Below are 14,444 nucleotides of genomic sequence, written 5' to 3'. Positions count from 1 at the left end.
TCTTTACCTCTCCTGCCCGTCGCGGGCCTGCTGATCGTGCAATTCGGGACGCCCCCTCCCCGCGAAATGCGCCTGATATGCCGGCGCACGCTGCGGGGCTGCACAGTCTCAACCCCCGTCCGGAGAAAGAGGTTCCCGCCTTTCACGCCCCGGCTGCGCGGGCGGTGCGGCCGGGATGCGTCTTTGCGCAGAGCGAATTTGCAAAGGGCACTGCGAAACAAAAAAGGGTCCGCCCGAAGGCAGACCCGTCACTCGCACCATACTATCCCGACAGGCTTTGCCTGAGCGTGGAACAACGCCCTCAGGCGAGGGCCGGACGGCCGTTCACCTGAGAGTAAACCCAGAAACCGTTAAAAATGTGTAAAGACCTTTCCTTGCCCCACTCGCAGCCCCACTCGCAGGGCCCCACTCGCAGGACACGGGCAGAAGCACTCTTACCCCACTATCCGGGAAACATCCGGAGCACGCCAAACACCATCTCCGACCCGAAACAGAAGGTCGGACCGCCCGCTGCGGACGCAGATCCCGAACCACGAGGCAACGACGCCCGGAACCCTTGCCTGCAGAGGAAAACTCTTACATTCACAATGAGATAACGCAGCAAAGAGGCTGCGGGTTCCCGAAATCTGCGAAAGACAGATTTAGCTAACGCTCTGTAACGGAAAAGAAATTCTGATCGTCAGCCCGTGGGTGCGGAATTCCCCACCAAGGGTTCCGTTCAGCGTTCCCTGCACGCAGCTTTCCATCAGACGGGTGCCAAAACCCGGTTTGGCAGGCCGCGCAACCGGCGCTGTGGTCGCCTCATCCCAGACCAGATGCAGCATCTGACCGTCAAGATCCCAGCGGATGGCAATCTGCCCTCCAGGCATGGTGCCCGCGCCATATTTCAGCGCATTGGTGGCCATCTCATGGATGCAAAGCCCAAGGGCCTCGGTCTGCTCGCTCGTCAGGTGGATGTCCTCCCCCTCGATGGAGACATTCGAGGGGCTGTCGTCGTAAAGCTGGTTCAACTCTGCCGTCATCAGGGCGCGCAGCGAGGTGCCCGCAGGCACGGCGCGGGTCAGCAGATCCTGCGCCGCCGCCATGGCCTGCAGACGACCGTTAAAGGATTTCAGAAATTCACCGCGATCTTCAGAGCGGTTGGCAGTCTGACGCGCGATGGCCGAAACCCGCGCCAGAACATTCTTCAGCCGGTGCGACATCTCCCGGAGGTGAAGATCTTTCTGCGCCAGCATGCGGCGCTGCACCCGCCCCAGCTCGCGGGCGTTGCGCAGATAGGCCTGGAGCGAATGGGTCGCCGCCCCCGCCAGCATCGCCGAGATCAGCGCAAGCGCGCCCACCACAAAGGTCATCGGCAGGCTGGTCACCAGATTGGCCATCCGCGGATCGCGCAGGTTCAGCTGCCAGATGCGGCCCGCGGCCTCAAGACGGCGGGACGCGGCGCCGCGATGTTCCTGCGTCTCCTGATAGCCAGCCGTCTCATAAACCGCCGTCTGCGGCATTTCCACATCGGTGATGCGCATGGCATAACCTTCGTAGCGCCCTTCCAGCACCGTCGCCAGCAAGGCCTCAAGCCGCAGCGGCGCGTAGAGAAACCCCGGCAGATCAGCGTTTCTGTCGCTGTTGACGTAGAGATACATCAGTGCCCCTGCCCGTCGCGGATCGTCAAGCTGCTGAACCAGAGTGACCGGGCCCGTCAGCTGCGGCTGATCGCTCAGCATCGCGGCTTCCATGGCCGTGCGGCGCTGGTCCTCTGACATCATGTCAAAGCCAAGGGCCGCAAGGTTCGGCTCATCCGCAGGTTCAAGCAGCATGATCGCAGAATGGAGACGCCCCCCCGCAGGGGCGGGCCAGAGCCTGCGGGGCAGGCCGTAGTCCTGCGCAATGCGGTTTTCTACCGTCGCCACATCACCGGGCGAAAGCAGCGCGGCAAAGCCCAGGCCCTGCATGCCTTCCAGCATGCCCGCCTCCTGCAGGTGCAGGTGGAACCGCTGAAACCGCTCACGGGTAATGGCATTGCCGCTGCGGCTCTCCAGAAAGGCGCGCGAGACCTGCAGGACCACATTGATGCGGTCTATGCGGCTCGCGATGTGAAAGGCGATGTCGGAGAGCCGCCGCTCAGCGCTGTGGCGCAGACGGTCGGTTTCATAGCGATAGACCAGATTCGTGAGCGAGGCCGCAAGAAGCAGCCCCACCCCTACTGTCAAAAGGGGGATCTTATAAGCCCTCAGTCCACCCTCTGCCCGTTTGCTCACCGAGCCCGCCCTTTCGCCTGTCCGGCCACCCCCTGCCGGAGAGTTCCTCTGCCATCCCTGTCCGGATCCTGACATCAGAACAATACGGCGAATCCCGTAGAGCAACAGTTAAAACTGATTAACGCTCCGCCTCAGCCGACGGACGGGCCGTCAGATCGACCAGAACTTCAACAAGGTATCCGACACTGGCCTCGTCAGGATATTTCTCACCAATCCCAAAATTACGCCGGTCAATGGTGGTGCGCCCGGACATTTGTGTCACCTCCCCCCGGGGGGTGAGGGTGAAGGGCATATCAAGGGGCAGGCTGCGTCCGTTGAGGGTGAGTTCTCCCTGCGCGAGCCAGGCATCTCCCTGCGGGATCAGACGCGCGGTGTAGCGGCTTTCCGCAAAAGCTGCGGCGTTCAGAAAATCCGGGCCCGTGGCCTGGTCCGAAACCGCCCCGAGTTTCAGCGAGGCCAGCGCGATCCGCACATCCGCCTCATTGCCCTCCGTGGCTTCGGGATCAAAGCGGATCGCGGCATCCCAGGAGGCAAATTCCCCCTCAACGCGGGTGCCCATCTGAACCACGGCGATCTTCAGGCTGCCTTCCGTGACCTGCCAGAAGCCGGGAGCCGCTGTCGCAACCACCTGCGGGACCGCTTCGGCCACAGGCGTGGCCCCGCGCTCGCCCGAGGTCGTCCAGGCGACGGCCGCGGCCACGCCCCAGATTGCCACGGCCGCAACGGCTGCGCCCTGCGCTTTGGGGCCGTCCTGCCCGGCGGCGCGACCGGTCAGCATCCGCGCCAGCGTGCCGTCCCGGTCGATGACCGCATGTTTCAGCGCACCGGCGACATGCAGCCCGACAAAGCCCAGAAGCACCCAGGTGGCCGTCACATGGGCCAGACCCGCAGCCTCAGCCAGAGCCAGTGACTTCGGCACCATGGGCAGCGACTGGCCGAAGGGCCAGAGAATCGGGGCAAAGCCCTCCGACGCCGCGTGATGCACCCAGCCGGCCAGCGGCACCAGCAGGAGCGCTGCGTAAAGTCCGTAATGCACCACAGCCGCCAGCCAGTTGGCGGCCCGATGCTCCGGGTTAACCGCGACCGGATGCACCTGGGTCAGCGCCCAGAGAATGCGGATGAGGCCGACAAAAAAGGCCGCAATCCCGAGCGTTTTATGCAGCGAAAAGACCTGCGCTTTATAGGCCAGCGCCTCAGAGCTGTCGTAGGGCAGGCTTTCGGCATACCAGCCCATCGGAAAGGTGGTCAGAATCAGCAGGGCCGTGGCCCAGTGAAGCCCCCGGGCCAGGCTTCCGTAACTGCGCGGCGTATTCTTTAAAGACATTTCAATCCCCGTAACCTTTGCCCGACATCTGCCTCACCGCATCCCCTTTGGACGAGAGCCGCGATCGCACAGGATCTGTGCATCAGATCAGACTGCCTGGAAATAATGAAAAAAGGCAGCACCTCGGGGGTGCTGCCTTCAAAAATTTCACTCCGGCGCCCAAGGGCGCCGAAGGGATCAGGCTTTGCCCTTGTAGATGTCGACCAGCTTTTGCAGCATGGCCAGCGCATCTTCGCGCGAACGCTGGAAGGAGTTACGGCCGATGATCGAGCCGTTGCCGCCGCCTGCGAGAATCGCGCGGGCGTCGTCATAAACAGCGTCAGTGCCTTTTGCAGCGCCGCCCGAGAAGACGATCAGACGACGGCCGTTGAACGAGGACTGCACGCAGTGACGCACGCGGGCCTCAAGGGTCGCAATGTCGATCTGTTTCTCTTCATAGACCTTCTTCGCTTCCGGCAGCATCAGATGGTCGGTCGAGAGTTTGATCTTGATGATATGTGCGCCCAGCAGTGCCGCGATATGCGCCGCATAGGCCGCCACGTCGATCGCCAGTTCGCCGTCTTTGGTGACAGCTTCACCACGCGGGTAGGACCAGATCACAGTAGCCACGCCTTTGGCCGCAGCCTCTTTGCGCATCTCAACGATTTCTTCATACATATCGAGCTGGCAGTCCGAGCCCGGATAGATGGTGAAACCGATGGCCGAGCAGCCCAGACGCAGCGCGTCATCGACCGAAGCGGTGATCGCCTGGTTTTTACCGGCGGTGCCCGACATCAGCGAGTTGGCCGAGTTCACTTTCAGAATGGTCGGGATCTGACCTGCGAAAGTGTCTGCACCGGCTTCCAGCGGGCCGAGCGGCGCTGCATAGGCGTTGAGGCCTGCATCGATTGCCAGCTGGTAGTGATAATGGGGGTCGTAGCCGGCCGGGTTGGCGGCAAAGGAACGGGCCGGGCCATGCTCAAAGCCCTGGTCCACCGGCAGAATGATCATCTTACCGGTGCCTGCCAGCTTGCCGGTCATCAGCATGCGGCAGAGGTTGGCTTTCACGCCGGGGGTTTCGCCTTCGTAATTCGCAAGAATTTTCTGGACGGTTTTCGTCGCGCGCATGTCGGATCCCTGATCTTGGGGGGAGGATGAGGTCTGCGCTCCCTTTAGGGTGCACCGCTCCCTCTGTCTATGATGATTGCGTTAACATCTCTGTCACAGAGCGAAGCCCTGCTCAGGGCCAATGAAAACGGAAGCCGGTGCGGGCACGAAACAGCCCCGCAGCAGATTGCCGCCGCCGCGTGGAAAAGATGGTCGCATCAATAGGACAGCGGACTGCCCGCCCAGGGCATCTGCCCCCTGAAGAGGCGCAGATGGGTGCGACCGAAGATGAGACCATCCCGCAAACAGAACCGCTCGCAGCGCGCTGCCCCATGGCGTTTTACAGAGATGAGGTCTAGGTGAGAGTCAGTTCGTGTGATGTTCCGGAGCGCGTAATGAACAGGCCCCCAGCCCGTCCCTGGCAACTTGTCCTGATTGTCTGGGGCACCAAATACGGCGGCGGTGACCTCAGCCGCATCATTCTTGCGGCCCGCGCCCTCTCACCGAGCCTTGCACGGGTGGTGGTCATCACCGACCGCCCGCGCGACGGACTGCCGGAACCTGTTCTGCAACGCCCCTTCCCTGAGGGCTGGCTTTTGCCGCAGCTCCTGCGCTCCGGCTGCCAGGCCAAGCTTGCGATGTTTACCGAAGGTCTGATCCCGACGGATATGCCCGCGCTTTTCAGCGATCTCGACACGCTGTTTCTGAAAGATCCGGCGGCCTTGATCGATCTGATGGAAACGCCGCAGACGGTCGCGCTCTTTCGCAGCACGCCGCTGCGCTTTGGCTGGCCGGGGCGACTGGCCTTCCGGCTGACAAAGGGGCGGCGCTATGCGCGGGGCAATTCCTCGCTGGTGGTGTTTCACCCCGCAGAAACCGCTTATATCGCCGCGCGCTTTCAGGCGCTTTTGAAAGACTGGCCGGACTGCACCTTTCATCCGATGCGGGCGGATGAGCGCTTTATCAGCTGGGCCGCGCAGGATGTTATCCGTGAAATCCCCGGCCGTCTTGCGGTAAAGATGCCCACCGAGTTCATGCTGCCCTGGACCTGGGCGAGCCGCGCACTTGGCGCGCTGCCCTGGGTGCGGCGCAGACGCGCCGGGCTGACCGCGATCACCCTGCCCGGTGACGCAGTGAAACCCGAGGCCCTGCTGGCGGCCCCCGAAGGCGCATTGATCGTGGATCATAAGGGGCGGCGCATGATCTGGTCGGACGCGGCCCTGGGCCCCATCCGGCAGCTGATCCTGAAGGCCATCCGCGCCCTGCCCCCCGGGGTGCAGCGCTAAGTGATGCATTGCCGGGCGATAAGCCCGATTTTCCTCTCGCATCCGCGTCGTGGCTTTGCTAGAAGAGCGCGGAATGCGGGGCCGCCCCTTGGGACGGCCCTGCCTTTATGAACGATGCGGGTGTGGCGGAATTGGCAGACGCACCGGATTTAGGTTCCGGCGCCGCAAGGCGTGGGGGTTCAAGTCCCTCCACCCGCACCATATGGATATAGAAGGACGCACCATGCAGGTCACTGAGACCCTGAATGAAGGCCTGAAGCGCGGCTACACGATCACCGTGACCGCGGCTGAACTCGACGCGAAGGTCGAGGCGAAACTGCTCGAAGCCCAGCCCGACGTCGAGGTCAAAGGTTTCCGTAAGGGCAAAGTACCGATGGCGATTCTGCGCAAGCAGTTCGGCCAGCGTCTGCTTGGCGATGCGATGCAGGATGCCATCGACGCCGCCATGAACGAGCACTTCGAGAAATCGGGTGACCGTCCGGCTCTGCAGCCGAAAGTCGAGATGCAGAACGGCGAAACCTGGAAAGAAGGCGATGAGCTGGTTGTTTCGATGACCTATGAAGCTCTGCCGGAAATCCCGGAAGCAGATCTCTCGGGCGTTTCGCTGGAGCGTCTGGTTGTCAAAGCTGACGACGCAGCCATCGACGAGGCTCTCGCGAACCTCGCGAAATCGGCGAAAAACTTTGAAGACGCTGCTGAGGGCACCGCGGCCGCCAATGGCGATCAGGTTGTCATCGACTTCAAAGGCTCGATCGACGGCGTGGAATTCGAAGGCGGCGCCGGCGAAGACTACCCGCTGACCCTGGGTTCGGGCTCGTTCATTCCGGGCTTCGAAGAGCAGCTCGTCGGCGCAAAAGCCGGTGACGAAGTTGCCGTGAACGTTTCCTTCCCGGAAAACTACGGCGCACAGCACCTCGCTGGCAAAGCCGCTGTTTTCGCCTGCACCGTGAAGGCGGTGAAGACTGCGAAAGAAGCTGAGATCAACGACGAACTGGCCACCAAATTCGGTGCCGAGTCGCTCGAAGCGCTGAAAAAACAGGTCGCTGAGCGCCTGGAAGCTGAATACACCGGCGCGTCGCGCGCTGTGCTGAAGCGTGGCCTGCTCGACCAGCTCGACGCTCTGGTGAAATTCGACCTGCCGCCCTCGCTGGTGGAAGCCGAAGCCAACCAGATCGCTCACCAGCTCTGGCACGAAGAGAACCCGCACGTCCACGATCACAACCACGGTGCGATCGAAGTTTCGGACGAGCACAAAGCTCTCGCTGAGCGCCGCGTGCGTCTGGGCCTCCTGCTCGCTGAAATCGGCCGCAAAGCCGACGTTCAGGTCACCGATGCAGAGCTGACCCAGGCCGTTCTGAACCAGGCACGTCAGTACCCGGGCCAGGAGCGTCAGTTCTTCGAATTCATCCAGAAGAACCCGCAGGCTCAGCAGCAGCTGCGCGCACCGATCTTCGAGGACAAGGTCGTTGACCACATCCTCTCGGCTGCCAAAGTCGCTGACAAAGAAGTCTCGAAAGACGATCTGACCAAAGCTGTTGAAGCTCTGGACGAACTCTGATCCGCCTTTCCGGCAGATCCGGTTTAAGGGAAACGGCACCGCGATTGCGGTGCCGTTTTTCTTTCTGTCTCAGAAGGTTATCGCCGGTTCTTCAGGCAGGAATTTTGACAGTCAGCCCTGAATTTCCACAAGTTGCTCTTGCATCCCCCCGCCGCTGAGGCTAAACAGCCCTCAGTGCCGCCTTAGCTCAGTTGGTTAGAGCGCCGGATTGTGGATCCGGAGGTCCCCCGTTCGAGCCGGGGAGGCGGTACCAGAAGAAAACGGCCCGTTGCTTTCGCAGCGGGCCGTTTTCTTTTGCGTCTGCCACCGGCAGAAGGTCCATGGCCGGCGCGCCCTCCGGCTGCCCTGCCCGAAGCCGGCGTCGTCAGTTCAGCGCGGCAAACAGGGCAAAGGCGCTGACACCCAGACCGAGGCCGGAGGCCAGCCAGAACTCACGGCGATTGACGAGGGTGGTTCGTTCATAACACCACCCACATCTGGCTGAGCCGAAGCGCAGCTTGTGACCACAGGAACATTCAAAGAAACGGATCTCTGGCATAGTCCTCTCCGAAAATTCAGGTTCGGGGCTGAAAAGAAAAAGAAAGAAAATGATTTGTCTGTCCCCACGAAACCAAATCCCGCCCCTTAAAACAACGAAAAATTTATACCTAAGGTTGTGCATTGGTATAGATATTCGCGCATAACGCAAATGCCCGACAGGCGACTGACCTCCCTCCTCTTCAGGTAGCATCATGCGGTCCGGGATGGGTTAACGGACGGAATTTTTTCGCAAAATGGCTTTACCTGCAGCTTCGCTGGCGCTATCCAGTCCTCGTGCCCCTATAGCTCAGCAGGTAGAGCAACTGATTTGTAATCAGAAGGTCGGCGGTTCGATTCCGTCTGGGGGCACCAGCTTTCACCACATCGCCAGCCGCAGTCCCCGTTCCGCAGCGGCTCTTTGGCCGTTTGGAGCCGGCGCAGACCGCGCACCGGATCTCCTGATGTAATGCGCCCATGAAAAAGCCCCGCCGGTGAGGGCGGGGCTTTGCAGACCGGTCTTCAGAGAGCCTCAGACATCGACGTCTTCGGCATCGACGAAGCGGGCATTCTCCTGGATATACTGGAAGCGCAATTCCGGCTTTTTCCCCATCAGACGTTCGACCAGATCGCCGGTTTCGCCGGGGGCATCCTCATCGATGGTCACGCGGATCAGCTGGCGCGTGGCCGGGCTCATGGTGGTCTCTTTCAGGTCCTTGGCGTCCATTTCTCCAAGGCCCTTAAAGCGGCTCACTTCGATCTTACCCTTGCCGCCCAGGCCCTTTTTCAGCCATTCGTTCTTCTCGGCCTCATCGATGCAATAGACGCGGCGCGCGCCCTGGGTGAGCCGGAAAAGCGGCGGACAGGCCAGATAGAGGTGCCCCTTGTCGATCAGCGGGCGCATCTGGGTGAAGAAAAAGGTCATCAGCAGCGAGGCGATATGCGCGCCGTCGACATCCGCATCGGTCATGATGACGATCTTGTCGTAGCGCAGATCCTCAGCATTGAATTTCGACCCCATCTGCACGCCAAGCGCCTGACAAAGATCGCTGATTTCCTGGTTGGAGCCGAGCTTTGCGCCCGCCGCACCAAGGACGTTCAGGATCTTGCCACGGATGGGCATCACGGCCTGTTTGTGACGATCCCGCGCCATTTTGGCCGAGCCGCCCGCCGAGTCGCCCTCGACGATGAACAGCTCCGTGCCTTCGCGGTTGGTGGCCGAGCAGTCGACAAGTTTCCCCGGCAGGCGCAGACGTTTGGTGGCTGATTTGCGTTGCGTCTCTTTTTCCTGACGGCGGCGCAGGCGCTCTTCGGCGCGCAGGACCAGGAAGTCCATGATCGCGCCTGCCGATTTCGGATCGGCCGCCAGCCAGTTGTCGAAGTGATCGCGCACAGCGCCTTCGACCCATTTCGCCGCTTCTTCGGTCGACAGACGGTCCTTGGTCTGGCCCACGAAGCTCGGCTCACGGATAAAGATCGACAACAGCGCACAGCCGCCGGTCATCAGATCATCCCGGGTGATCAGCTCGGCTTTGCGGTTCTTGATCAGCTCGCCGTAGGCCCGCACGCCTTTGTAGATCGCTGCCCAGAAGCCCGATTCATGGGTGCCGCCATCAGGCGTCGGCACGGTATTGGTGTAGGAATGAATGAAGCCGTCGCGCATCGGCGTCCAGTTCACCGCCCATTCCACTGAGCCCGGCACGCCGTATTTCTCTTCAAAAGAGACTTTGCCGGCAAAGGGCTTCTCGGCATAGGTCATGGTATTGCCCATGCTCTCGACGAGATATTGCGCCAGACCGCCGGGATAATGGAACGTCGCCTCAAGCGGCGTCTCGCCGTCATTGACGGCCGTTTTCCAGCGGATCTCAACGCCTGAGAAAAGATAGGCTTTTGAGCGCACCATCTTGTAAAGCCGCGCAGGCTTCAGATGCTGGCTCCCGAAGATCTCAGGGTCCGCGTGGAAGGTGACCGCCGTGCCGCGGCGGTTCGGGGCGGAGCCCACTTTTGCCACCGGACCCTTCGGTTTACCGCGGCTGAATTCCTGGACGAAAAGCTCGCGGTTGCGCGCCACCTCCACCCGCATCAGATCCGACAATGCGTTAACGACCGATGAGCCCACGCCGTTCAGGCCGCCCGAAGTCGAATAGGCTTTGTTTGAGAATTTGCCGCCCGCGTGCAGGGTGCAGAGGATCACCTCCAGCGCGGATTTATCGGGGAATTTCGGATGGGGATCGACCGGGATGCCGCGCCCGTTGTCGCGCACGGTGACCGAGCCGTCCTCATGCAGCTCGACCTCAATGCGGGTGGCGTGACCGGCCACGGCCTCGTCCATCGAGTTGTCGAGGATTTCCGCCACCATATGGTGAAGCGCACGTTCATCGGTGCCACCGATATACATGCCCGGGCGCTTGCGGACCGCCTCAAGCCCCTCAAGCACCTCAATCGAAGAGGCGTCATAAGTCTCGGGCTGTTGGTTCAGAAGGTCGGACATAAATACCCTGCACGCTCGATTGGTTTCTTAAGGCCGCAATAGACCACTCTGCGCCGCCGCTCGCAAGGTCGCATCCCTGCGAAAGCCGTCCGCCCGCGCCGCGACCATGCAGCGCGGGCGGATCACCGCCTCCGGCTCAGGCGGGTTCGGCGGCGCGATCGGCCATCACTCTGGCGAAAGCCGGACGGTTTTGCGCACGCGCCAGCCAGGCGGAAAGGCGCGGATAGTCAGCCAGCAGATCCTTTGCCGGCTGTGCGTAGCGCACGCATTCTGCCAGCATGATGTCTGCAACCGTAAAGCGCGCGCCCAGCAGCCAGTCCCGCCCCTCAAGCCCCGCTTCAATCAGCGCGAAGGGGCGACGCAGCGCAGCGATATCCGCCTGAACGGCAGGCTGCTGCATCGCGGCCTCATAGCCATCTGCGGTGATGGCCTTTGTAATCCTGAGACCGGCATCCTCAACAGCGGTGCCGCCCACGAAGGCCCATTGGAGCGCCATCGCTTCTTCCTGCGGCGTCTGCGGGGCGAGATCGCCGCCATAGGCCCGCGCCAGATACCAGCTGATGGCCAGCGATTCAGTCATCACCAGATCCCCGTCGCGCAAAGCCGGAACCAGCCCCTGGGCGTTGACGGCGAGAAACTCCGGGGAGGCCGTGTTCAGCGGCGCATCGGCCGCCAGCGGGTCGGCCAGCCGATAAGCCTGCACGACAGGGATCTGCTCAAACGCCATCCCTGTTTCATAAAGAACCCAAAGCGGGCGCGTGGCCCGTGAACGCGCGACTCCGTACAGGCGGATCATATTTCGTCTCTCCCTCTCTTCGTGGTGATTAAAATTCAACTATAGGTAGAAATTCACGATCAATGCAGGATTGCCAGATGACGACTACAGCGGCACTCTGGGTTTGCCCCTTAGCAATATCAGGCGGATTTGGAGCATGAATGAAGCGGGAGGTCCAGCACAGGCAGCCTCTCTTGCGCAAGAGATCCTGCATGCCCTTTACGATCTGGCGGCACGCCCTGAGGGGCTGGCCTCTTTTCTGAGCCTTTGGGAGACCTGGGCCGCACCTCAGCGGCTTTTGCCCCCCGGGGCCCGCTCCTGGCCGGAGGCTCATTTCGCGCTCGCAGCCGAGCTTCTGGACCGCTGTTCAGTCGGGGGGGCGGACCAGTGCGTCCTTGATCTCTACCCCGCAGTTGCCGCCTTTTTGGCAGATGGCGGGCCGCAGATTGCAAAGGTCAATCCTGCGGCCATGGACACGCTCGCCCTTTATGACGGGGCCGGGATCTCCCGCCTGCCCCTCGATGGCGCAGATCTCAATAAGCTGCGGCAGATGACCCGTCTGGTCGCGGAAGGCCGCATGGAGGGGCCGATCACCCTTCGGCTTCGTCATCAGGGCAGCGGCGGGCTTTTGATCTGCCGCGTCTCGAAGTCCCCGGGCGCCGCCCTGTCGCCACTCGCGCTGATCGTGACGTCGGAACTGAACTGGACCGAGGGTCTGACCCGCAGCCTGCGCGCGGCCTTTGGCCTCTCGCCGGCTGAAGTGGATATCACCCGCGCCATCAGTCGCGGACAAAGCCTGACCGAGATCGCCGAACAGCGGGGCCGCTCTGCCGAGACGGTCCGCACCCAGCTGCGCACCATCCTGACCAAGACCGAAACCCATGGTCAAAGCGATCTGGTGCGGGTTGCGCTGACCCTTTTACAGGGCGCCTGCCTGCCCGAGGACCGCCTGGCGCAGCCGGAAAGCACGGCAGCGCTTCCCCGGCTCTCCACCTCTCTGCGGCTGAGCGCCGGACGGCGGATGGATTATCTGGAGTTCGGTGATCCCAAAGGCGTCGCGGTCCTTTATCTGCACTCGGACTGGGGGCTGACCCGGTTACCCGCGCGGGCAGAGGCAGCGGCGGCGGCGCGGGGGCTGCGAATCCTCGTGCCCCTGCGCGCTGGCTATGGCGCGAGCAGTCCACTGCCCGAGGGGGCAGATGCGGTCGAAGGGGTCAGCGCCGATCTTGCCGCCCTGCTCGACACGCTCGGCCTGACTGAGGTGATCGTGCTCAGCATGGGCGGCGATCTGCGCTTCGCGCTGCATCTGGCGCACCGCCGGCCGGATCTTGTGGCGGCTGTCCTCGGGGCTGCGCCGCTCCTTCCGCTTCATGACGCCCATGAGGCGGCCTCCCTGAGCGGCTGGCCGGGCTGGCTCAGATCGAACGCGCGCTTTACGCCGGGGCTGATGCCGCTCGTGGCCCGGGCGATGCTGTCCCGGGCGGCGCGGCGCAGCCTGCCACAGGCAGCCCTCTGCGCCCAGGGCCCTGACCGGATTGTGGCAACTGATCCTGAGATGCGCGCAGCGATGCAGGCCGGACTGGCGCAGAGCCTTCTGTACAATGAGCTCTGCGGGGCCGCGGCGCTGGCCCGGGGGCTTTGCGGCACCGAAAGCGACTGGGGCAGCCTTTTGTCACAAAGCCAGGTTCCGCTGACGCTTCTTCAGGGCAGCGAGGATCCCTTCGCCCCTCCCGGCGCCCTGACCCATCCGCTGCGCACAGGCAGAGAGGTGCGCGTGCAGCAGATCCCCCAGGCCGGCCATCTGCTGATGTTCACCCACTGGCAGGAAGTCTTCAGCGCGCTTGACGCCCTGCGCCATAAGATCACTCACCCGTGATGTCTGCGAGCCGCAGATCGGCATAAACAGGCGCAGATTTCTGCAAATACCGGCAAAAAATGGCCTGTATTACTCCGTATGGGGTATGTCCCCTGACCCCATCTGCGGCAAATTGAAGCAATAGAGCCAAGACCTTCGTCAGCGCTATTCATATGACTATTTTTCAAAAAACGGGGTGATGGAAGCTGTTTCCATCACCCTTTTTTCATCTCTGCCCCCGCGCCGCGCCAGCGCCCCGCGAGGCAGCAGTTTACCCCGAACCGGGTATATGCGCCGCGCTCACACAGGATAGGCTTATGCCGTTGGCAACCCTCGTATGGTAACCAGTGGCCCTGTTAAACAGGTCGGTGGCCCCTCCCCAGGGGGCCACCGACCTGTGCATCGGTCTTCCCACTTCCGCGACAGAGCGCTATCGCTGAGGCGAAATCAAAGGGGAGATCCGGATGAAAACCCTGGCAGAAATGGCCGTTGAGGTTCTGAACACCGCCGACGGACGCGGGAAGACCGCGCTTGGACGGCGCTATGCCGCAGAGTGGTTCGCCTCCCGCGCTGCCGGTCAGCCGCTGGAGATCGGCAGCGCCACGCCGCCCGACCGCCCTGCCCGCCCCGCGCTGCCGGAACTGCTGGCGCCGCGCGATATGCCGCGCCGCCGCACCGGGACGCTGGCCGGACGCCTCGCGCTTTTGCATGCGGTGGCCCATATTGAGCTGAACGCCGTCGATCTGCATTGGGACATCATCGCCCGCTTCACCCATATCCCGATGCCGCCGGGTTTTTACGATGACTGGGTGAAAGCGGCCGACGAAGAGTGCAAGCATTTCAACCTGCTCTGTGATTGCCTCGAGGCCCATGGCAGCCATTACGGCGCCCTGCCCGCCCATGCCGGCATGTGGCAGGCCGCAGCCGACACGCGGGATGATTTTCTGGGCCGCCTTGCCGTGGTGCCGATGGTGCTGGAAGCCCGCGGCCTTGATGTGACGCCCCAGATGCTCGAGGTTTTTCGCAAGGCGGGCGATGAGGGCGCGGCAGCGGCCCTTGAGGTCATCTATGCCGAAGAAGTCGGCCATGTGGCCTATGGCTCAAAGTGGTTTAACTTCATGTGCGGGCGCACGAATGAGGACCCGAAGGATGTCTTCCACGCCCTCGTGCGGCGCTATTTCCACGGCCAGCTGAAGCCCCCCTTCAATGAGGAAAAGCGCGCGGAAGCGGGCCTGCCCCCGGATTTCTACTGGCCCCTGGCGGATGAAGCAGGGCAACTTTAAGGCGAGGGAATCGGG

The 14,444-nt window shown here is 62.4% G+C and carries 10 protein-coding genes and 3 tRNA genes; 7 read left to right on the top strand and 6 right to left on the bottom strand.

Annotated features, from left to right (window positions below):
* Window positions 1-641: 641 nt before the first annotated feature.
* The 3 genes from EP867_RS05595 to EP867_RS05585 all read right to left on the bottom strand — a co-directional run bounded on the left by EP867_RS05595 (window position 642) and on the right by EP867_RS05585 (window position 4,686).
* Window positions 642-2,207: a CHASE domain-containing protein gene (locus EP867_RS05595; protein ID WP_164888775.1), complete on the bottom strand. Its 1,566-nt coding sequence runs from the start codon at window positions 2,205-2,207 to the stop codon at window positions 642-644.
* Between the two features lie 166 nt (window positions 2,208-2,373).
* Window positions 2,374-3,579: a cytochrome b/b6 domain-containing protein gene (locus EP867_RS05590; RefSeq protein WP_128487220.1), complete on the bottom strand. Its 1,206-nt coding sequence runs from the start codon at window positions 3,577-3,579 to the stop codon at window positions 2,374-2,376.
* A gap of 177 nt (window positions 3,580-3,756) precedes the next feature.
* On the bottom strand, window positions 3,757-4,686 hold the full coding sequence (locus EP867_RS05585) for a class I fructose-bisphosphate aldolase (RefSeq protein WP_128487219.1): 930 nt from the start codon (window positions 4,684-4,686) through the stop codon (window positions 3,757-3,759).
* A gap of 374 nt (window positions 4,687-5,060) precedes the next feature.
* On the opposite strand from EP867_RS05585, the gene EP867_RS05580 reads away from it, so the two are divergent.
* The 4 genes from EP867_RS05580 (at window position 5,061) to EP867_RS05565 (ending at window position 7,762) form a co-directional block, all read left to right on the top strand.
* Window positions 5,061-5,951 carry a hypothetical protein gene (locus tag EP867_RS05580; RefSeq protein ID WP_128487218.1) on the top strand — a complete coding sequence of 297 codons (891 nt, stop codon included), beginning with the start codon at window positions 5,061-5,063 and terminating at the stop codon, window positions 5,949-5,951.
* 116 nt (window positions 5,952-6,067) lie between these two features.
* Window positions 6,068-6,152: transfer RNA gene (locus tag EP867_RS05575), tRNA-Leu, on the top strand.
* A 22-nt stretch (window positions 6,153-6,174) separates the two neighbouring features.
* Entirely contained in the window at window positions 6,175-7,509 is a 1,335-nt protein-coding gene (gene tig / locus EP867_RS05570; RefSeq protein ID WP_128487217.1) for a trigger factor, read from the top strand.
* Window positions 7,510-7,685: 176 nt separating this feature from the next.
* Window positions 7,686-7,762: transfer RNA gene (locus EP867_RS05565), tRNA-His, on the top strand.
* Between the two features lie 111 nt (window positions 7,763-7,873).
* Here the strand turns inward: EP867_RS05565 and EP867_RS19775 are convergent.
* On the bottom strand, window positions 7,874-8,047 hold the full coding sequence (locus EP867_RS19775) for a hypothetical protein (RefSeq protein ID WP_164888774.1): 174 nt from the start codon (window positions 8,045-8,047) through the stop codon (window positions 7,874-7,876).
* Between the two features lie 277 nt (window positions 8,048-8,324).
* Between EP867_RS19775 and EP867_RS05560 the strand changes: the two genes are divergently transcribed.
* Window positions 8,325-8,400, top strand: a tRNA-Thr gene (locus tag EP867_RS05560).
* A 157-nt stretch (window positions 8,401-8,557) separates the two neighbouring features.
* Here EP867_RS05560 and parE read toward each other — a convergent pair.
* On the bottom strand, window positions 8,558-10,516 hold the full coding sequence (parE, locus tag EP867_RS05555) for a DNA topoisomerase IV subunit B (protein WP_128487216.1): 1,959 nt from the start codon (window positions 10,514-10,516) through the stop codon (window positions 8,558-8,560).
* Between the two features lie 136 nt (window positions 10,517-10,652).
* Window positions 10,653-11,312: a glutathione S-transferase family protein gene (locus tag EP867_RS05550; RefSeq protein WP_128487215.1), complete on the bottom strand. Its 660-nt coding sequence runs from the start codon at window positions 11,310-11,312 to the stop codon at window positions 10,653-10,655.
* A 136-nt stretch (window positions 11,313-11,448) separates the two neighbouring features.
* Here EP867_RS05550 and EP867_RS05545 point away from each other — a divergent pair, with 136 nt between their 5' ends.
* Both EP867_RS05545 and EP867_RS05540 read left to right on the top strand, forming a co-directional pair.
* Window positions 11,449-13,167, top strand: coding sequence for an alpha/beta fold hydrolase (locus tag EP867_RS05545; RefSeq protein ID WP_128487214.1), 1,719 nt, complete (start codon window positions 11,449-11,451; stop codon window positions 13,165-13,167).
* A gap of 443 nt (window positions 13,168-13,610) precedes the next feature.
* The gene (locus tag EP867_RS05540) at window positions 13,611-14,429 is read left to right on the top strand and encodes a ferritin-like domain-containing protein (RefSeq protein WP_128487213.1); all 819 of its coding nucleotides are present in this window, start codon (window positions 13,611-13,613) and stop codon (window positions 14,427-14,429) included.
* Window positions 14,430-14,444 lie beyond the last annotated feature (15 nt).

The sequence above is a fragment of the Falsigemmobacter intermedius genome (assembly GCF_004054105.1).
Classification (GTDB): Bacteria; Pseudomonadota; Alphaproteobacteria; order Rhodobacterales; family Rhodobacteraceae; genus Wagnerdoeblera; species Wagnerdoeblera intermedia.
Note: the sequence above shows the minus strand (reverse complement) of the source record. Positions and strands in the feature narration are given on the sequence as shown.